This window comes from Citrobacter gillenii (assembly GCF_013337685.1).
GTDB classification, from domain to species: domain Bacteria; phylum Pseudomonadota; class Gammaproteobacteria; order Enterobacterales; family Enterobacteriaceae; genus Citrobacter; species Citrobacter gillenii.
Genome location: NZ_SUQN01000007.1, coordinates 236,551 through 257,020, shown reverse-complemented (window position 1 = coordinate 257,020; position 20,470 = coordinate 236,551). Strand labels below are relative to the sequence as shown.

Sequence of the window (20,470 nt, the reverse complement as noted above, 5' to 3'; positions counted from 1 at the left end):
GTTATGATGGTTGTTGTCGTGTGGATTATTATTGTGTGGGTTGTTGTTGTATTAGCTTGTATATACATTTGGCAGGTGAATAAAAAGTTGTCAAATATATTGAGTGTAAATGTTAACTGGTCGTTATTTTTGCATAAAAAATGGCCGGGCTGAGAACAGGCCGACCATTCAGAGTGTAGGGTTTTACGGGGTACGGTTACGCGGCGCTACCCTGGACGAGAGGTGCCAGAGCGGCGGGCAGTTGCTTTCCCAGCTCTTGTACCAGTGAGTCACGGCTGATTTCACGAATGGATTTTGCACCGGTCAGCGTCATCGCCACTTTCATTTCTTTCTCAATAAGGTTCAACAGGTTAGCGACACCTGCCTGACCGTGGGTCGCCAGTGCATACAGGTAAGCACGGCCCAGCAGTACGGTATCTGCACCCAGTGCAATCATGCGCACCACGTCCAGGCCGTTACGGATGCCGCTGTCTGCCAGAATCGCAATATCGCCTTTCACCGCGTCGGCAATGGCGGGCAGCGCACGCGCAGAAGACAGCACGCCGTCCAGCTGGCGGCCGCCGTGGTTCGAGACCACGATGCCGTCGGCGCCAAAGCGTACGGCATCGCGAGCATCTTCTGGATCGAGGATCCCTTTGATCACCATCGGACCGTCCCAGAATTCACGGATCCACTCGAGGTCTTTCCAGGAGATGGACGGATCGAAGTTGTTTGCCAGCCAGCCGATGTAATCCTCCAGGCCGGTGGGTTTACCCAGGTAGGCCGAGATATTGCCTAAATCATGCGGACGACCGTTCAGGCCAACGTCCCACGCCCACTGCGGATGGGTTACCGCCTGCCAGTAACGGCGCAGCGCGGCATTCGGACCGCTCATCCCGGAATGTGCGTCACGGTAGCGTGCGCCGGGCGTGGGCATATCGACGGTAAAGACCAGTGTGGAGCAGCCTGCTGCTTTAGCACGTTCCAGCGCGTTACGCATAAAACCGCGATCGCGCAGGACGTACAGCTGGAACCACATCGGACGCTTGATGGTCGGGGCAACTTCTTCAATCGGGCAGACGGAAACCGTCGAAAGCGTAAACGGAATGCCTTTGGCGTCAGCGGCAGCGGCGGCCTGAACTTCGCCCCGGCGGGCATACATGCCGCACAAGCCAACCGGCGCTAATGCCACCGGCATCGACAGTTTTTCGTTGAACAGGGTGGTTTCCAGACTCAGGTCGGCCATGTTCTTCAGCACGCGCTGGCGTAGTGCCACCTCCGATAAATCTTCGACGTTACGGCGCAGGGTATGCTCTGCATAGGCACCACCGTCGATGTAGTGGAACAGGAAGGGGGGCAGAATGCGCTGGGCTGCGGCGCGATAATCGCTGGCTGCTGAAATAATCATGAGTTGTTCTCCCTGCTAATTTCATTATGGTCACCGGGCAGACGGGTAATACGCGCCTGGCGGGCCTGGTCTTCATCAAAACATTTAATGGTGGTGTGGACAAAGCTGAGGTGCGCCATCATCGCCTTACGCGCGCCATCAGCGTCCCCGGTGACAATCGCGTCCAGCACGGCAAGGTGCTGTGCTGTGAGCTGTGAAAACACAGGTGGCACCAGGTACATACGCTGGCGGCTCTGTTTTACCGAGGACTGCAATACGTCGAAGAAACCGCGCATGGTCTGGAGCAGCACCACGTTGTGCGACGCTTCCGCAATGGCGAGGTGAAAGCGAACGTCTGCTTGTGAGGCGAGATCCGGGTCCTCACTCTGCGTGGCCTCAAAACATAGCCTGATTTTCTCTTTGTCGGCAGTTGTAGCGCGCATCGCGGCATGCCACGCGGTGCTGGCCTCAATGGCGTGGCGGGCTTCGAGAATATCGAAGCTGTAATCCGGGTCATCCGCCATCAGGCTTTTCAGCGGCTGAACGATGTTTTGTTCGGACCAGGCTTCATGCTGCCAGCGGACAAACGTCCCGCCGCCGCGACGGCTGAGCAGCACGCCTTCACTGACCAGCTTTGCCAGCGCCTCGCGCAGTGAATTACGCGACACGCCGAGCTGTACGGCCAGCTGGCGCTCGGCGGGCAACTTCATGCCCGCCTCCAGCTGTTGTTCTTCAATCAGCGCCCGCACGCGAGTAGCGACCTCGTCGGACAGGCGTCTGGGCATCACTATCATGGGATCATCCAGGTTAAGACATAGGCCTGAAGCGTGGTAATCACACCCACCATACAGGTGAATATCAGGCTGTGTTTCACGGTAAAGCGGAACAGGTCAGACTCTTTACCCACCAGCCCCACGGCCGCACAGGCGATGGCGATAGATTGCGGGGAGATCATTTTGCCGGTTACGCCACCGGTGGTATTTGCCGCCACCAGCAGTACATCGGAGACACCGATTTGCTGCGCTGCCGTTGCCTGTAGGGCTGCGAACAGTGCGTTAGAAGAGGTATCTGACCCGGTCAGGAATACGCCCAGCCAGCCGAGGAACGGCGAGAAGAAGGTAAAGGCGCTGCCGGTGTGTGCCAGCGCTAATGCCAGCGTCGAAGACAGTCCTGAGTAGTTAGAGATAAATGCGAATGCCAGTACCATCCCGATGGAATAGATGGGCAACGCCAGCTCTTTCAGCGTGCTGCCGAAGGTTTGCAGGGCGGCAGAGGGCTTCATTTTCAGCCAGACGATAGACAGCAGGGCGGCAAACAGAATGGCGGTGCCGGTCGCTGAGAACCAGTCAAACTTGTATACCGCCGCGTAGGCCGTGGCTTCGTGTACCACCGGCGGCATGCGGGCCACCAGTTTGTCGAGGAACGGTACCGGAACATTCACCACCCAGTGATACATCGCGCCGCCAGGGGCAAACAGCGCTTTAAACGGTGGGATGCTCCACAGCGTGACCGTTGCTGTCAGAAACAGGAACGGTGACCAGGCGCGAACCACCTGGCCGGCGGTGTAGTGAGTGCGGGCCAGCGTTTGATCGACCTGTGAAGCACCCATGTCGCCAAAGCGGAAGATGCGTACCGGCTGCCAGCGTTTCAGGAACAGCGTCAGACACACCAGTGACACCAGAGAAGAGATGATGTCCGGCAGTTCTGGCCCGATAAAGTTAGAGCTGAGGTACTGCGCGATGGCAAAGGAGCCGCCTGCGACCATTACCGCCGGCCAGGTCTCTTTCACGCCGCGCCAGCCGTCCATAATCGCCATGATCCAGAACAGCACGATAATCGTCAGGAACGGCAGCTGGCGGCCTACCATCTGGCCGATTTCAAAACTGTCCAGCCCGGTAACCTGACCAGCAACCAGGATCGGAATACCCATTGCGCCAAACGCCACCGGCGCGGTGTTTACAATCAGGCACAGACCTGCGGCGTACAGCGGGTTAAAGCCCAGGCCAACCAGCAGTGCGGCGGTAATCGCCACCGGGGCGCCAAATCCTGCAGCCCCCTCGAGGAATGCACCAAAGCAGAAGCCGACAATCAGCATCTGCAGACGCTGGTCCGGGGTAATCGACAGAATTGAGGAACGGATAATGTCGAACTGCCCGGTCTTGACCGAAATCTTATAGACGAATACGGCGGCGATGATTATCCAGGCAATCGGCCACAGACCATAGAAGAAGCCGTACACCACGGATGCCAGCGCGTGATCGACCGGCATTTTGTAGAACAGCAAGGCGACCAACAGGGCAATCCCTACCGTCCACGTCGCAGCGACATAACCTTTCAGCTTGAGCTTAATCAGCGCGAAGAAAAAGAACAGAATAGGGAGTGAGGCAATCAGGCTTGAAAGCCAGATGTTACCGGCCGGGTCGTAGTTTTGTTGCCAGAGATTCATTGCAGGTCTCCTGGGGGCCGCCGACATAATGCAATGAGTCTGTGCTCATCTCGTCGTCACACTATGTGTAAAAGTGGCCCTGCCAATATTGTTGTGTAGGGGTAATGACAACGAATGGTTAATCAGATGTTATTTATTGGCAACGACATTGTAAGTTATTTTTAACGAAATGTGAGGGGGTATTCGGATCTGGCTAAAATTGGTAGGGCCAATTGGCGGGGAAATAGGAGACCGGGCAAACGGACGTTGCCCGGAGGGTGATCAAAACTCAGTCTTTGAAAAGCCAGTCATCTCTTTCAGGCCCATTTCACGACCCAGTTCGGTCATCGGGTGTACGATCACCAGGCCGCGCACGCTTTTCTTCAGCTTGCCCATGTCGGCCTGCTCTTTTTTGGTGATGGCGCGACGGAACGGGAGCTTGCTGAGCTTTTGTGCTTCTTTGCTCAACTTCTGACCGTGAACTTCACGCAGGCGCACGATCTCGGCTTCCAGCGTTTCTTTTTCTTTTTCCAGCTCGGCATATTTGTCGGCGGCTTCAACCAGTGACAGGTCTGCCTGCTGGTGGCGGATGGCGTCCAGGCGATCGCTCAGACGTTTAATTTCGTTTTTTTCGACTTCTTTCATAGGATAGCTTCTGCTAAAAATAGGATGAATATCCTATAGTATGCGCGCAGAGGGGGATTATTCTCAACTAATCGAAGATAAATAATCAAATGCTGCAAGTATTATTTCGCTAATGAAAATGTTAGCTGTTTGATTAAAAAGGGATTTTAAGAAATAAGATCGTTGATGGTGCTTTTTGTCGGTGGCGGCATAGTGAAGCACGTTTTCCTCAATATAATTAACCATCCGATCCTAAACTTAAACCATCGACCGCGCAGGCGGGTCGCGGATAATACATGGAGGATGAATCATCATGGCGAAAATAGGCGAGAACGTTTCGATTCTTATTGATAAAACCATCGATTTTATGGCGTCAAGCCAGGCTTTTCGTGAGTACTTGAATAAAACGCCGCCGCGTAACACGGTGCCTTCTGAGGTCCCGCAGGAAAACGTGCCGCTGTATCTGCAGCGTCTGGAGTACTATCGCCAGCTGTATCGACCGCAGCAGGATGAGAAGTAAATCGGTATGACGTTATTTCTGAAAGGCTTTCTTTAAGCTGATTTTAGAAATCAGCTCGGTCAGAGAGAGCACCATGGTTGAGCGTACCATTTGCTGGTAGCGCTGGATTTGCATGGCGTACAAACCCGAGTCTGAGGTATCAAACTGGGGCGGGGGCGGGAGCGCCGTCACGCAGTGCAGTTCACCAAACGGTCCGAGAATTTCGTCGTCGGTGAACGCATATTCATTACCGTCGTGATTCAATTCCTCACGCAGCGCCATCAGCAGTTCCGCATCTTCATACTCAGGGCGGCTGAGCACACCCAGGCCGTAGATCAGCTTCAGACGGACCGACAGATCGCCCAGCGGCCCGTCGCCGTCGAGCAACGGTTCCACTGCATATTTAACCGCGTAGTCGTCTTTGCGAAATACCTGAAGCACCAGGATATTCACCGCCTCGGTGAGTAAATCTACGGCGGTGATGAGGAAGCTGCGTACGGTTTTGCCAGCATTCAGACGCTCAAGCACACGATTTTCAAAGGCCTGCGTTTGTTCCATTATTGCCTGCATATCTGACAATCTGATATTCGGGCGCAGGCTGACCTGCGCCGCACTGTGGATCATTTGGTTGCGTTATATGCGTTAACCGCCTCCGCCACCACGTCGCTGTTGGCATCCAGCCCGGAAACCTGTGCCAGCGCGGCCTGTGGGCCTTTTTCGTCAATCAGCGCTGCCAGTTCCTGCGCCTGCGGGTCTTCTTCACTGCGGTAATGCATCGCCGCAGCAATACCCTGCACCAGATTAACGTGCGGCAGGCCGTACTCCAGCGTGCCGAGCAGCGGCTTGATTAAACGGTCGCCTGCGCTCAGTTTACGCAGCGGCTGGCGGCCCACGCGCTCAACGTCATCTTTCAGGTACGGGTTTTCGAAACGACTGAGGATTTTCTGAATGTATGCTGCATGTTTTGCCGCATCAAAGCCATAGCGTTTGATCAGTACCGCGCCGCTCTCTTCCATCGCACCTTTTACCACTGTGCGGATTTTCTCGTCGAGAATCGCGTCACGGATGGTCTGATGACCGGTCAATTTTCCGAGGTACGCGGTTATAGCATGCCCCGTGTTCAGCGTGAAGAGCTTACGTTCGACAAATGCCATCAGGTTATCAGTTAATTCCATTCCCGGGATGTTTGGCAACTCGCCTTTAAACTGGGTTTTGTCGACAATCCACTCGCTGAAGGTTTCTACGGTCACTTCCAGCGGGTCGTTGGTGGCAGAGGCGGAAGGCGGAACAATACGGTCTACGGCAGAATCGACAAAACCAACGTGTTCTTCAACCCAGGCTTTATCCGCATCGTCCAGCGCGTTCAGCACGTGACCTTTCAACTGGGTGGTGCCACGCACCATGTTTTCGCAGGCAATGATATTCAGAGGGGTGCTAATACCCTGCGCTTTACGTTTGATCAGCCCTTTGGCGATGGCAGGCGCAATGCGTTCCAGCACGACCGGACCAACCGCGGTGGTCACGAGATCAACCTGGGCAATCAGTTCAACGACATCGTCGCCGATGCTGCTGACGGCGTTAACGCCGGAAACGGTATCAACCTGCTCATTTTCACCGACAACATGAACCTGATAGCTATGACGGGCATTCAGGGCGTCGAGAACCACCTGATTTACATCCGCAAACGTCAGTTGTATCCCCGCGTCTGCCAGCAGTTTGCCGATAAAGCCACGACCGATATTACCTGCGCCAAAATGTAATGCTTTCATAGTATTAACCTTCATTAATGTTTTTACCCAAGAGGGCTGGGGTGAGGCTTTTCCCTCAACCTAACCCTCTCCACAAGGGAGAGGATTTTGTAGGCCCGGTAAGCATGAGTCTTACCGGGCAATAACGCTTACTTACGACCTGCCAGCAGTTCCAGCACTTCATCTACGCTGGTGGTCTGCGCCAGACGTTCGATCACGGATTCATCATCCAGCGCGTTGGTCAGGCTGGTAATCACCTGGATGTGCTCATTGTTACGCGCGGCGATACCAATCACCAGGCGGGCAATGTCGTCTTCTTCTTCACCGAAGCGCACACCTTCCGGGTACTGACAGAACACGATGCCGGTTTTCAGCACGCGATCTTTAGCTTCGATGGTGCCGTGCGGTACCGCAATGGACTCACCCAGGTAGGTAGAGGTCAGTTTTTCGCGATCCAGCATTGCCTGGACGTATTCCGGCTCAACATAGCCGCCTTTCACCAGTTGCTCACCGGCAAACAGAATGGCTTCTTCTTTGTTGGTGGCTTTACGGCCAAGGAAGATATTCTCCGCACCCAGTTTGAACAGGTTGTTATCACCTTCATCAAAACTGTCTTTCAGGTGGTCACGTACCTTCTCTTCGTTAACGTTGTGGCGCTGTGCGGCAACCAGACGCTCGGTCAGGCTAGTGTACAGACCGCTGTCGAGGAAGTTGGTCAGCGAAATGTGCTGCGCCTGCGGAACCTGGCGCATAGCGCGTTCGGTCAGGTCACGGTGGGTAATGACCAGATCCACATCCGGCGGCAGATTGTTAATCGCGCTGTTGGTGACGGAGATCTGAGACAGACCGGCATCCTGCACTTTCTTGCGCAGTACGCCTGCACCCATTGCGCTGGAGCCCATACCGGCATCACAGGCAACGATGATTTTACGCACATGGCTCAGGTCGTTGGTGACATCGCCCGCAGACAGCGGAGATGAACCTTTGGATTCTGCTTTCATGTCGTGCATGCGACGGGTCGCTGCATCAATGTCATCTTCTTCTTTCACTTTGCTGGTTTTCAGCAGAATGGCTGAGACCACAAAGGAGACCGCCATGGCCGCACAGATTGCCGCGATGTTAGCGAAGTACGCGCCTTTTGGCGTCATGGCCAGTACGGCCAGGATAGAGCCCGGAGAGGCCGGAGAAACCAGACCGCCGCCGAGGATAGTTAGCGTAAATACGCCGGTCATACCGCCGAGGATAACGGCCAGGATCAGACGTGGGTTCATCAGCACGTACGGGAAGTAGATTTCGTGGATACCGCCCAGGAAGTGGATGATAGCCGCACCGCCCGCAGACTGTTTAGCGCTACCGCGACCGAAGAACATGTACGCCAGCAGGACGCCCATACCCGGACCCGGGTTTGCTTCAATCAGGAAGAAGATGGATTTGCCCATCTCATGGGACTGCTGAATGCCCAGCGGTGAGAAAATACCGTGGTTGATGGCGTTGTTGAGGAACAGGATTTTCGCCGGTTCAACAAAGATAGACGCCAGCGGCAGCATGTCATGGACAACCATGAAGTTAACGCCTGCTGCCAGAATTTTGGACAGGGCTTCAACCAGTGGGCCAATGCCGAGGAACGCCAGGATAGCGAGGATCATCCCGATGATGCCGGCGGAGAAGTTGTTCACCAGCATCTCAAAGCCGGATTTAATCTTACCGTCAACCCAGTTATCGAAGTGTTTAATCGCCCAGCCGCCCAACGGACCGGCAATCATTGCGCCGAGGAACATCGGCATATCGGCACCGACGATCACACCCATTGTGGTGATGGCACCGACCACACCGCCGCGATCGCCACCCACCAATTTACCGCCGGTGTAACCAATCAGCAGCGGCAGAAGATAGGTGATCATAGGGCCAACGAGCTTAGCCAGCGTTTCGCTCGGCAACCACCCTGTCGGAATGAATAATGCGGTGATAATACCCCACGCGATAAACGCGCCGATATTCGGCATCACCATGTTGCTGAGGAATCGACCAAAGCTTTGCACTTTGATCTTAATATCGGATGACATAAAAACACCCCTTCTTATGTTTGCTATCGCGCAGGCTGAAAGCCCGAGGTTTGTTAATGTAGCGGCAGGAGGTAGCCGGACCCTGTAGATACTGCGAAATCTGGCACTGAATCGTTCAACTGTCCAGTCGACGCCTTTTTATGTGATATTCGTCACGTAAATATAGGGTGTATGGCGGTAGTTAATGTGATATTCATCACAAAACACCAGTACAAAAAAACACCTCACGGTTAGAATTCACCCAAAAAGGCAGAAAAATGTGAATTGGTTCATGTTTTATGTTGGCGTGTTTGTTGAGTCTTTGTGATCTGAATCACAAGAAATTTTCATCTGTTTTTTTCCCAGTGTGATCTGAAGCAGATTCTCCCCCGCCCATTTTTTGCGGAAAATAAAGCAACTTTTACTCAGAAAATATATTTTTTTTGTGGTATGGCAAAAATTGCCAACTCCAGTTATGTTCAAGACATCAGCCAGGGTACATACGGCTGCCAGCACAAAAAAACTCTAATTAGTGTGAATTCGAGGCAGGTATGTTTCTAAATTATTTCGCGTTGGGCGTGCTCATTTTCGTCTTCCTGGTTCTGTTCTACGGAATCATCGCCATCCATGATATTCCCTACAACATGGCTAAAAAGCGTAACCATCCCCATGCCGATGCGATTCATACGGCGGGCTGGATTAGCTTGTTTACGCTCCATGCCATTTGGCCGTTCCTGTGGATTTGGGCCACGCTCTACCAACCCGAACGCGGCTGGGGAATGCAAAACCATATTCAGCCAATGACGGGCAACCCTGATATTGACGCTCTTGCGAAGCGCGTAGCCGATCTGGAACAAAAACTGGCTGCGGTGCAACCCGCCGCTGATAAGAACACGCAGGAGCGCTGATCATGGATCTGTTGATTGTTTTGACCTACGTGGCATTTGCCTGGGCCATCTTTAAGATATTCCGTATCCCGGTAAACCAATGGACGCTTGCTACCGCAGCTTTAGGTGGCGTGTTTATTGTTGCGGGCCTCATTTTATTAATGAACTATAACCACCCGTATACCTACACTGCGCAAAAAGCGGTGATCTCCATTCCAATTACGCCGCAGGTTACGGGGATTGTGAGTGAGGTTACCGATAAAAATAATCAGCTGATTAAAAAAGGCGAGGTGTTGTTCAAACTCGATCCAGGCCGCTACCAGGCGCGCGTCGACAGGCTGCAGGCCGACCTGGTTACCGCAACGCACAATATCGATAATTTAAAAGCGCAACTTTCGGAAGCGGTCGCCAACACCACGCGAGTGTCCGCCGAGCGCGATCGTCTGTATAAAGATTATCAACGCTATCTGAAAGGCAGCCAGGCGAAGGTTAACCCGTTTTCTGAAAGCGATATCGACAACGCCCGCCAAAACTACCTGGCACAAGATGCGCTGGTGAAAGGCTCCGTTGCGGAACAAACCCAGATCCAAAGTCAGTTAGACAGCATGGTTAACGGCGAGCAGTCGCAGGTTGCCTCTCTGCGTGCTCAGCTTGCTGAAGCCAAATACAATCTGGATCAGACCGTCGTGCGTGCGCCAAGTAATGGCTATATCACGCAGGTGCTGATCCGTCCGGGGACCTATGCCGCTGCGCTGCCTCTGCGACCGGTGATGGTCTTTATTCCGGAACAGAAACGCCAGATTGTGGCCCAGTTCCGCCAGAACTCATTGCTGCGTCTTGAACCGGGCGATGAAGCGGAAGTGGTGTTTAATGCGCTACCAGGCCAGGTTTTCTCCGGTAAATTGACCAGCATTCTGCCGGTTGTGCCGGGAGGTTCTTATCAGGCTCAGGGCGCATTGCAGTCCTTAACGGTGGTGCCGGGTACCGATGGCGTGCTGGCAACGATTGAACTGGAGCCGAATGCCGAAGTTGACGCCTTACCGGACGGCATTTATGCCCAGGTGGCGGTTTACTCCGACCATTTCGCCCACGTGTCGGTGATGCGTAAAGTACTGCTGCGTATGACCAGCTGGATGCATTACCTTTATTTAGATCATTGAGACCGTCGTCACCTGCCATTTGCCGTGGCCTGAGCCATACTGATATTTTTGTTGGCAAAAAGGACACGGCATGAAACTCATTGGTAGCTACACCAGCCCTTTTGTGCGAAAAATCTCTATTCTGTTGCTGGAAAAGGGCATTACCTTCGAATTCGTTAATGAACTCCCCTACAACGCCGAAAACGGCGTGGCGCGCTACAACCCGTTAGGAAAAGTGCCCGCGCTGGTCACCGATGAGGGCGAGTACTGGTTCGATTCGCCAATCATCGCCGAATACATTGAGCTGCTGGATATTGCGCCAGCCATGTTACCGCGCGATCCGCTGGCGGCGCTGAAGGTGCGTCAGATTGAAGCGCTGGCGGACGGTATTATGGATGCTGGACTTGTCTCCGTACGCGAACAGGCCCGGCCAGCCGCACAGCAATCAGAAATCGAACTGCTGCGCCAGCGCGAGAAAATTACCCGCAGCCTGGATGTGCTGGAAGGCTATCTGGCAGACGGCACCCTGAAAACGGACACGGTGAATCTGGCCACCGTCGCCATCGCCTGCGCCGTGGGTTATCTCAATTTCCGCCGCGTCGCACCCGGCTGGTGTGTTGACCGACCGCGACTGGTTAAACTGGTGGAAACGCTCTTTCAGCGTGAAAGTTTTGCCCGCACGGAACCGCCAAAGGCTTGATGCGTATTATGTCCGCCTGAGCAAACTCACGGTACAATCCCCCCATATTGCTATCCCTCTCCCCGGCGGAGAGGGCCACCAACAGCCAGGCCCTTTCATGACAACCGACATGCGTTCACTCTACAGCCAGCTTCCTGCGATCGATCGTTTATTGCGCGACAGCGCCTTTCTTGCCTTACGTGAGTTTCACGGTCATACCCGAGTGGTGGAGCTTCTTCGCCATATGCTCGACGAAGCCAGGGAAACGATTCGCGACACGCAGGCACTCCCGGCGTGGAGTGACGACTGGGCGCAAGAAGCCAGCGCCCGGCTGGAACGTGAGTCGCACAGCGCGCTGCGTCCGGTCATCAACCTGACGGGTACGGTGCTGCACACCAACCTGGGTCGTGCGTTGCAGGCGCAAGAAGCGATTGAGGCGGTGATGCAGGTGATGCACGCGCCGGTGACGCTGGAGTATGACCTCGACGGCGCCGGTCGTGGGCATCGCGATCGTGCGCTGGCGGACCTGTTGTGTCGCATTACGGGAGCCGAAGATGCCTGCATCGTTAATAACAATGCGGCAGCGGTGCTGCTGATGTTGGCTGCAACCGCCAATGGTAAAGAGGTGGTGGTTTCACGCGGTGAGCTGGTGGAAATTGGCGGCGCATTTCGTATTCCGGACGTGATGCGCCAGGCCGGGTGCGTTCTACATGAGGTCGGTACCACTAACCGGACGCACGCCAGCGATTACCGTCAGGCAGTGAATGAAAATACCGGTCTGTTGATGAAAGTGCATACCAGCAATTACAGCATTGAAGGCTTTACCAAAACGGTGGATGAAGCCGAGCTGGCGGCGATCGGTCATGAGCTGGATATTCCGGTGGTGACGGATCTGGGCAGCGGCTCGCTGGTGGATCTCAGCCTGTACGGTTTACCCAAGGAGCCGATGCCGCAGCAGTTGATTGCCGCGGGTGTTAGCCTGGTCAGCTTCTCGGGCGACAAGCTGCTGGGCGGGCCGCAGGCCGGAATTATCGTCGGTAAGAAAGAGATGATTGCCCGGCTGCAGCGTCATCCGCTGAAACGTGCGCTGCGGGCCGATAAAATGACCCTGGCGGCACTGGAAGCCACGCTGCGGCTTTATTTGCATCCGGAAGCACTGGCGGAAAAATTACCCACGCTGCGCCTGCTCACCCGTAAGGAAGAGGCGATCCGCGAACAGGCACAACGCTTACAGGCACAGCTCGAACAACATTATGGCGGCGAGTTTGCACTGAACGTGATGCCTTGTCTGTCGCAGATTGGCAGTGGTTCGCTACCGGTTGATAGACTGCCCAGCGCGGCATTAACCTTTACCCCGCATGACGGGCGCGGTAGCCGCCTTGAGGCCCTGGCTGCCCGCTGGCGCGCGCTACCGGTGCCGGTTATTGGGCGAATTTATGATGGCCGCTTATGGCTGGATCTGCGCTGTCTTGAAGACGAGCCCCGGTTTATGGAGATGATGCTGAAATGATTATTGCAACAGCCGGACACGTTGACCACGGAAAAACCACGTTATTACAGGCGATTACCGGTGTGAATGCCGATCGTCTGCCGGAAGAAAAAAAACGTGGCATGACCATCGATTTGGGCTATGCCTACTGGCCGCAGCCGGATGGCCGCGTGCTGGGGTTTATCGACGTTCCCGGACATGAAAAGTTTCTGTCCAACATGCTGGCGGGCATCGGCGGCATCGATCACGCGCTGTTGGTGGTGGCCTGCGATGATGGCGTGATGGCGCAAACGCGGGAGCATTTGCAGATCCTGCAACTGACGGGCAATCCGCAGCTCACCGTGGCGCTGACCAAAGCCGATCGCGTGGATGACGCGCGTATTGACGACGTGCGTGCAGAGGTGCAGTCAACGCTGGCAAACTTTGGTTTTGCCGGGGCGACACTTTTCGTGACCGCCGCCAGTGAAGGGCTGGGTATTGATGCATTACGTGAGCATCTGCTGCAGCTGCCTGCGCGAGAGCTGGCCCGCAATCACACCTTCCGGCTGGCAATTGACCGCGCCTTTACGGTGAAGGGGGCGGGCCTGGTAGTTACCGGCACGGCGCTCAGTGGTGAAGTGAACGTTGGCGACACGCTGTGGCTGACTGGGGTCAACAAACCGATGCGCGTGCGTAGTCTGCATGCGCAAAACCAGGCCACTGAGTACGCTCATGCCGGGCAGCGTATTGCCCTGAATATTGCTGGCGATGCGGAGAAAGAACAGCTCACCCGCGGTGACTGGCTGTTGTCCGATGCACCGCCGGATGCCTTGACCCGCGTCATTGTCTCTTTAGAGCACGCCGCCCCGCTGACACAGTGGCAACCGCTGCATATTCACCACGCGGCCAGCCACGTGACCGGGCGTATTTCCCTGCTCGAAGGGACGCTGGCGGAGCTGGTGTTTGATACGCCGCTGTGGCTGGCCGATAACGACAGACTGGTGCTGCGCGATATTTCTGCCCGCACGACGCTTGCGGGTGCACGCGTGGTGACGCTCAACCCGCCGCGTCGTGGCAAGCGTAAACCGGAGTATCTGCAGTGGCTATCGGCGCTGGAAAACGCACAGAATGACGGCGACGCGCTGGCAGTGCATCTGACGCGTGGCGCGGTGAACATCCCCGATTTCGCATGGGCGCGCCAGCTTAACGGCGACGGGATGCGCCCGTTGATTGAGCAACATGGTTTTATTCAGGCTGGATATAGCCTGTTGAATGCCTCTGTCGCCGCCCGCTGGCAGCGTAAAATTTTGGATACGCTGGCGACGTACCACGAGCAGCATCGCGATGAGCCGGGACCGGGGCGTGAGCGTCTGCGGCGCATGGCGCTGCCGATGGAAGACGAAGCGCTGGTCCTGCTGCTGATCGAAAAAATGCGCGATAGCGGCGTTATCCATAGCCACCATGGCTGGCTGCATTTACCGGACCATAAGGCCGGCTTTAGCGATGAGCAGCAGGCCATCTGGCAAAAAGTTGAGCCTCTCTTCGGCGATGAGCCGTGGTGGGTGCGGGACCTGGCGAAAGAAACGGGCACTGATGAGCAGGCCATGCGTCTGGCGCTACGGCAGGCAGCGCAGCAGGGCATCATTACCGCGATCGTCAAAGATCGCTATTATCGTAACGATCGCATCGTGGCTTTTGCCAATATGATCCGCGAACTGGATCTGGAAAGAGGATCAACCTGTGCCGCTGATTTCCGCGACAGGCTGAATGTGGGACGTAAATTGGCTATCCAAATTCTGGAATATTTTGACCGTATTGGGTTTACCCGTCGCCGGGGAAATGATCATTTATTACGCGATGCATTACTGTTTCCCGAAAAGTAATGACACAATTAATTCATAGAAAACATGAATTAATACAAAATAGCGGTTGATTTATATAAGCACATTAGATTTTAAACCTAATGTGCTTTTTTAATTTCTGGTGTTATTAAAATAACAACCACGATCATATTTTGATGGGATTTTCACACGTATGCTGCCTACCTCTTTAGAGTAATTAAGGATTGTACAATGGCTGCTTCAACATTTTTTATCCCATCTGTGAACGTAATCGGTACTGGTGCATTGAAGGATGCCATGAATACAATGGCGGAATATGGATTCCGTCGTACGTTAATCGTGACGGATGCCATGCTGACCCAATTAGGGATGGCGGGCGATATTCAAAAGGCCTTACAGGAACGTGATATTTTCAGTGTTATTTTTGATGGTACACATCCTAACCCAACTACCAGCAACGTTACGGCGGGTCTGAAACTTCTGCAAGAACACCAGTGTGATAGCGTTATTTCCCTGGGCGGCGGCTCACCACATGACTGTGCGAAAGGCATTGCGCTGGTGGCGGCTAACGGCGGCGACATTCGTAACTACGAAGGCGTTGACCGTTCTGCAAAACCACAGCTGCCGATGATTGCCATCAACACCACGGCGGGTACGGCATCTGAAATGACCCGTTTCTGCATCATCACTGATGAAGAACGCCACATTAAAATGGCGATTGTTGATAAGCACGTGACCCCGCTGCTGTCGGTAAATGATTCCTCGCTGATGGTCGGTATGCCGAAGTCTCTGACGGCGGCCACCGGTATGGATGCGCTGACCCACGCCATTGAAGCCTATGTTTCCACTGCCGCCACGCCGATTACCGATGCTTGTGCACTCAAAGCGGTAACGATGATTGCTGAAAATCTGACGGTTGCCGTGGAAGAGGGCAGTAACGCGCAGGCGCGCGAAGCTATGGCCTACGCGCAGTTCCTTGCCGGTATGGCCTTTAACAATGCTTCTCTGGGTTACGTTCACGCAATGGCGCACCAACTGGGCGGTTTCTATAACCTGCCGCACGGGGTGTGCAACGCCGTCCTGCTGCCGCATGTTCAGGTGTTCAACAGCAAGGTTGCTGCGGCTCGCCTGCGTGACTGCGCGGCTGCAATGGGTGTGAATGTGGCGGATATGAGCGAAGCGCAAGGCGCTGAGGCCTGCATCGCGGCGATCCGTGAGCTGGCGCAGAAAGTGGCAATTCCGGCAGGCCTGCGCGACCTGAACGTGAAGGAAGAAGATTTTGCTATTCTGGCGACCAACGCCCTGAAGGATGCCTGTGGTTTTACCAACCCGATTCAGGCGACGCATGAGGAAATCATGGCGATCTATCGCGCGGCAATGTAAACCGTGACATCTGTCGTAAAGCAGTAAATGGCTGGCGAATAATTCGCCAGTCCCGTCTACCTTTGTAGTACCCCTACAGCAAGGAGACGGTCATGACCAATAACCCCCCTTCAACGAGTATTCATCCCGGCGAGTATGGTTATCCCCTGAAGTTAAAAGCCCGATACGATAACTTTATCGGCGGCGATTGGGTGGCACCGGTGGACGGTGAGTATTACCAGAACCTGACGCCGGTCACCGGGCAGTTACTGTGCGAAGTGGCCTCTTCTGGCAAAAAAGACATCGATCTGGCATTGGATGCCGCGCACAAAGTCAAAGATAAATGGGCGCATACGTCCGTCCAGGATCGTGCTGCGCTCCTGTTCAAGATTGCCGATCGCATGGAGCAAAACCTGGAGCTGCTGGCGACGGCAGAAACCTGGGATAACGGTAAGCCAATCCGCGAAACCAGCGCGGCAGATGTGCCGCTGGCCATTGACCATTTCCGCTATTTCGCCTCCTGTATTCGAGCCCAGGAAGGGGGGATCAGTGAAGTCGACAGCGATACGGTGGCGTATCATTTCCATGAACCGCTCGGCGTAGTCGGGCAAATTATCCCGTGGAACTTCCCGTTGCTGATGGCGAGCTGGAAGATGGCGCCGGCCCTGGCAGCGGGTAACTGCGTGGTGCTGAAGCCAGCTCGTCTGACGCCGCTGTCGGTGCTGCTGCTGATGGAAGTTATCGGTGATTTGCTGCCACCGGGCGTGGTGAACGTGGTCAACGGTGCGGGCGGAGAAATCGGCGAATATCTGGCGACATCAAAACGCATTGCGAAAGTGGCGTTTACCGGTTCGACGGAAGTCGGCCAGCAGATCATGCAGTACGCCACACAGAATATTATCCCTGTCACGCTGGAACTGGGTGGCAAGTCGCCGAATATCTTCTTTGCCGACGTTATGGATGAGGAAGATGCGTTCTTTGACAAGGCGCTGGAAGGCTTTGCGCTATTTGCCTTCAACCAGGGCGAGGTGTGTACTTGCCCGAGTCGTGCACTGGTGCAGGAATCTATATACGAACGTTTTATGGAGCGAGCCATTCGCCGTGTGGAGAGTATCCGCAGCGGTAACCCGCTTGATAGCGTCACGCAGATGGGCGCGCAGGTCTCGCATGGGCAGTTAGAAACCATTCTGAACTACATTGATATCGGTAAGAAAGAAGGGGCGGATGTCCTGACCGGCGGGCGGCGTAAGCAACTGGATGGGGAGTTAAAAGAGGGCTACTACCTCGAGCCAACCATCCTGTACGGCAAGAACAATATGCGCGTTTTCCAGGAAGAGATCTTCGGCCCGGTGCTGGCGGTCACAACCTTTAAAACTATGGAAGACGCGCTGGAGATCGCCAACGATACCCAATACGGACTGGGTGCTGGCGTCTGGAGCCGTAACGGTAATCTGGCCTACAAGATGGGACGTGGTATTCAGGCCGGACGCGTCTGGACCAACTGCTACCATGCCTACCCGGCACATGCGGCGTTTGGCGGCTATAAACAGTCGGGTATCGGGCGGGAAACTCACAAGATGATGCTGAACCACTACCAGCAGACCAAGTGCCTGCTGGTGAGCTACTCTGATAAACCGCTGGGGCTGTTTTAATCTCCTGTCACTTATTGCCCGGTATCGCATAGCGAGCCGGGCATCAAGTTCTGCTCTGCAGTTTACTCAGGTAAATGACTGGGGTGAGCGAACGAAGCCAACAAAGAAGCAGTTCAAAAGACGATGGGTATATATAAACCCATATATCGTTATATAAATAAGACAATTGCATCCAATCTGGTTATTCCACTATTATGCTCAAATCTATTATTTAAAACTAATAGCATACAAATTCTTTATTTTTAATCCCTGAGGCAAATATGTTTCTTGATTATTTTGCATTAGGAGTGCTTATTTTTGTATTCCTGGTCATTTTTTATGGGGTTATTATTCTGCATGATATTCCCTATCTAATTGCAAAAAAACGTAACCATCCTCATGCCGACGCTATCCATGTTGCGGGATGGGTAAGTCTGTTTACGCTGCATGTTATTTGGCCCTTTTTATGGATTTGGGCAACGCTTTACCGCCCGGAGCGCGGTTGGGGCATGCAAAGTGCTGATTCTTCCCTGATTCAACTTCAGGAGCGGGTAGCCGATCTGGAAAAGAAACTGGCCGAGGTTAAGACCTCCCCGGCGGAGTAATATCGATGGATTTACTGATCGTTTTGACCTATGTGGCTTGTGCATGGTCTGTATTTAAAATTTTTAAAATTCCTGTAAATAAATGGACAGTACCGACTGCAGCATTGGGCGGTATTTTTATTGTTTGCGGACTTATATTACTGATGAACTATAACCATCCGTATACATTTAAGGCGCAAAAGGCGGTTATTTCTATTCCCGTCGTGCCGCAGGTGACCGGGGTGGTAACAGAAGTCACGGATAAGAAAAACACGCTGATCAAAAAAGGCGAGGTGCTGTTTAAGCTTAACCCAGGGCGTTATCAGGCGAGGGTTGACCGCCTGAAAGCCGATATTGTCACGGCACAGCATAAAGAGCAGGCGCTGGTTGCGCAGTTAGATGAAATGAAAGCGAACACGCAGCAGAAAAAGGCCACGCGTGACAAGTTGGCAAAAGATTACCAGCGTTACGCGCAGGGTAGCCAGGCGAAGGTAAATCCTTTTTCTGAACGCGATATCGATGCGGCACGGCAAAACTATCTGGCGCAGGAAGCGTCGGTAAAATCGTCCCTCGCAGAGCAACAGCAAATACAGAGCCAGTTAGACAGCATGGTGATGGGTGAGCATTCACAAATTGCCAGCCTGAAAGCCCAGCTGGCGGAAGCAGAATTTAACCTCGATCAAACCGTGGTTCGTGCGCCCAGCGATGGCTATGTTACCCAGGTGCTGATCCGACCGGGCACCTATGCCGCTGCGCTGCCGATGCGTCCGGTGATGGTGTTTATCCCGGATCAAAAACGACAGATTATTGCCCAGTTCCGCCAAAACTCACTTCTGCGACTGGAGCCAGGTGACGAAGCTGAAGTGGTATTTAACGCGCTACCGGGGAAAGTTTATAGCGGAAAACTGGCCGCGATTAGCCCGGCGGTTCCGGGTGGTACGTATCAGTCGAACGGCGCGTTGCAATCCTTAAACTCCACGCCGGGTTCGGAAGGGGTGATCGCCACGATTGAACTGAATGAGAATGTGGACGTCAACGCGTTGCCTGATGGTATTTACGCTCAGGTCGCGGTGTATTCGGACCATTTCGCCCATGTATCAGTGATGCGTAAGGTCCTGTTACGCATGACCAGTTGGGTGCATTACCTGTATCTCGACCACTAGGTGCAGACTATTTTACTTACTCAGGTGGCTGTTGTAGCACCTGAGTAAGCTGCTCGCGAATCTCCGCCAACATCTCATCCAGAATAAACTGCACTCGCCAGGGTTGGTATTCACGCTTACGGAAAATCGCGACCAGATCCAGCCACCACTCGTGCTGTTCAGAGAAGCACGGAACCAGCGCCCCAGCCTCAATATCAAGTTGAACGCTTTCATTGGGCGCAAAAACAATGCCCAGATGATTACGTGCCAGCGCCAGCGCGGATTGTGTATTATCGCAGACGTAATTTCCTGTCACCCGATAGTCATGCATCTCCTTGCCACCGGCTGAATTGAATCGCCAAATATTGGCGTCATCAATCATCATTGAATCAATCAAAATACAGGAATGTTGCTCCAGTTCTTCAGGGCTACTGATGGGGTGTTTATCGAGATATCCCTGGCTGGCAAAAGCCGTAACCGCATATTTAGTAATGAAACTGGCAACCAGTGTTTCATCTTTGGGATGTGCGTAGGAAATTAAAACATCACAATCATCAGGGAATTCGACCCCTTCATAAAATGCTTTACGTTCCAGGTTATAGGTTTTCAGCGAGAGGCTAATTCCACCAATATTCTGAATTTTTGCAATAACATGTTGCGATAAGTAAGCAATAATTCCCGTCGGTGCATATACCGTGACCCGACCACGTTTTTCATGCTTATAATCGGCAATAAAATTGTTCAGCTGTTCGTTTCTGTCTAACATGTCATTGATGTAGGGTAGCAACGCGGTGCCAAAGGGCGTCAGGGTAAGTTGTCGGGTGGTTCTGTCAAACACCTTTAATCCAACTTTTGATTCAAAATCAGCAAGATATTTGCTGACGTTGGCCTGCGCAATGCCGAGTACGGTTGCGGCATGGCTGATGTTTTCACTGGCAGCAATGACCGAAATAATTTTTAGTTCCCGGTGTTTGAGTTGTAATTTGTTCATCGCTGAATCCAATATATATATGATTTTATATATTACTATATA

18 protein-coding genes are annotated in these 20,470 nt (G+C 53.6%); 10 read left to right on the top strand and 8 right to left on the bottom strand.

Features of this window, described 5'->3' with window-relative positions:
• Window positions 1–196: 196 nt before the first annotated feature.
• The 4 genes from lldD to FCH32_RS17935 form a co-directional block, all read right to left on the bottom strand.
• Window positions 197–1,387, bottom strand: coding sequence for a quinone-dependent L-lactate dehydrogenase (lldD, locus tag FCH32_RS17950; protein WP_137399930.1), 1,191 nt, complete (start codon window positions 1,385–1,387; stop codon window positions 197–199).
• Complete coding sequence (gene lldR, locus FCH32_RS17945; protein WP_174361293.1) at window positions 1,384–2,160, bottom strand: transcriptional regulator LldR; 777 nt, start codon at window positions 2,158–2,160, stop codon at window positions 1,384–1,386. The genes lldD and lldR overlap by 4 nt, the downstream gene beginning before the upstream one ends.
• Window positions 2,157–3,812 (bottom strand): L-lactate permease, encoded by a 1,656-nt coding sequence (gene lldP / locus FCH32_RS17940; RefSeq protein ID WP_096759104.1) that lies wholly within the window; start codon window positions 3,810–3,812, stop codon window positions 2,157–2,159. Before lldP ends, lldR begins: the two co-directional genes overlap by 4 nt.
• A 261-nt stretch (window positions 3,813–4,073) precedes the next feature.
• On the bottom strand, window positions 4,074–4,436 hold the full coding sequence (locus FCH32_RS17935; RefSeq protein ID WP_096759105.1) for a YibL family ribosome-associated protein: 363 nt from the start codon (window positions 4,434–4,436) through the stop codon (window positions 4,074–4,076).
• Window positions 4,437–4,728: 292 nt separating this feature from the next.
• On the opposite strand from FCH32_RS17935, the gene FCH32_RS17930 reads away from it, so the two are divergent.
• Window positions 4,729–4,935 (top strand): hypothetical protein, encoded by a 207-nt coding sequence (locus FCH32_RS17930; protein WP_096759106.1) that lies wholly within the window; start codon window positions 4,729–4,731, stop codon window positions 4,933–4,935.
• 12 nt (window positions 4,936–4,947) lie between these two features.
• On the opposite strand, the gene mtlR is transcribed toward FCH32_RS17930, so the two are convergent.
• The 3 genes from mtlR to mtlA form a co-directional block, all read right to left on the bottom strand.
• Window positions 4,948–5,538 carry a mannitol operon repressor MtlR gene (mtlR, locus tag FCH32_RS17925; protein WP_096759107.1) on the bottom strand — a complete coding sequence of 197 codons (591 nt, stop codon included), beginning with the start codon at window positions 5,536–5,538 and terminating at the stop codon, window positions 4,948–4,950.
• Window positions 5,535–6,683, bottom strand: coding sequence for a mannitol-1-phosphate 5-dehydrogenase (gene mtlD, locus FCH32_RS17920; RefSeq protein WP_174361292.1), 1,149 nt, complete (start codon window positions 6,681–6,683; stop codon window positions 5,535–5,537). The genes mtlR and mtlD overlap by 4 nt, the downstream gene beginning before the upstream one ends.
• Before the next feature lie 128 nt (window positions 6,684–6,811).
• Complete coding sequence (mtlA, locus tag FCH32_RS17915) at window positions 6,812–8,725, bottom strand: PTS mannitol transporter subunit IICBA (protein ID WP_115257184.1); 1,914 nt, start codon at window positions 8,723–8,725, stop codon at window positions 6,812–6,814.
• A 530-nt stretch (window positions 8,726–9,255) separates the two neighbouring features.
• Between mtlA and FCH32_RS17910 the strand changes: the two genes are divergently transcribed.
• From FCH32_RS17910 to FCH32_RS17870, 9 genes are all read left to right on the top strand, one after another.
• Complete coding sequence (locus FCH32_RS17910; RefSeq protein ID WP_117342538.1) at window positions 9,256–9,612, top strand: DUF3302 domain-containing protein; 357 nt, start codon at window positions 9,256–9,258, stop codon at window positions 9,610–9,612.
• A 2-nt stretch (window positions 9,613–9,614) separates the two neighbouring features.
• Entirely contained in the window at window positions 9,615–10,751 is a 1,137-nt protein-coding gene (locus FCH32_RS17905) for an HlyD family secretion protein (RefSeq protein WP_115257186.1), read from the top strand.
• Window positions 10,752–10,821: 70 nt separating this feature from the next.
• Window positions 10,822–11,430 (top strand): glutathione S-transferase, encoded by a 609-nt coding sequence (locus tag FCH32_RS17900; protein ID WP_135911231.1) that lies wholly within the window; start codon window positions 10,822–10,824, stop codon window positions 11,428–11,430.
• A gap of 97 nt (window positions 11,431–11,527) precedes the next feature.
• Entirely contained in the window at window positions 11,528–12,919 is a 1,392-nt protein-coding gene (gene selA / locus FCH32_RS17895; RefSeq protein WP_174361291.1) for an L-seryl-tRNA(Sec) selenium transferase, read from the top strand.
• Window positions 12,916–14,760 carry a selenocysteine-specific translation elongation factor gene (gene selB / locus FCH32_RS17890; RefSeq protein ID WP_174361290.1) on the top strand — a complete coding sequence of 615 codons (1,845 nt, stop codon included), beginning with the start codon at window positions 12,916–12,918 and terminating at the stop codon, window positions 14,758–14,760. Before selA ends, selB begins: the two co-directional genes overlap by 4 nt.
• Window positions 14,761–14,949: 189 nt before the next feature.
• Window positions 14,950–16,101 carry an L-threonine dehydrogenase gene (gene yiaY, locus FCH32_RS17885; protein WP_174361289.1) on the top strand — a complete coding sequence of 384 codons (1,152 nt, stop codon included), beginning with the start codon at window positions 14,950–14,952 and terminating at the stop codon, window positions 16,099–16,101.
• Window positions 16,102–16,193: 92 nt separating this feature from the next.
• Window positions 16,194–17,732, top strand: a complete 1,539-nt coding sequence (aldB, locus tag FCH32_RS17880) for an aldehyde dehydrogenase AldB (RefSeq protein ID WP_174361288.1) — start codon at window positions 16,194–16,196, stop codon at window positions 17,730–17,732.
• A 260-nt stretch (window positions 17,733–17,992) separates the two neighbouring features.
• A complete protein-coding gene (locus FCH32_RS17875; RefSeq protein ID WP_117342532.1) occupies window positions 17,993–18,316 on the top strand; it encodes a DUF3302 domain-containing protein in 324 nt (107 codons plus the stop codon).
• 5 nt (window positions 18,317–18,321) lie between these two features.
• Complete coding sequence (locus FCH32_RS17870; RefSeq protein ID WP_135911235.1) at window positions 18,322–19,458, top strand: HlyD family secretion protein; 1,137 nt, start codon at window positions 18,322–18,324, stop codon at window positions 19,456–19,458.
• Between the two features lie 16 nt (window positions 19,459–19,474).
• Here the strand turns inward: FCH32_RS17870 and FCH32_RS17865 are convergent, their stop codons facing one another.
• A complete protein-coding gene (locus FCH32_RS17865) occupies window positions 19,475–20,428 on the bottom strand; it encodes a LysR family transcriptional regulator (RefSeq protein WP_115257191.1) in 954 nt (317 codons plus the stop codon).
• Window positions 20,429–20,470: the final 42 nt, after the last annotated feature.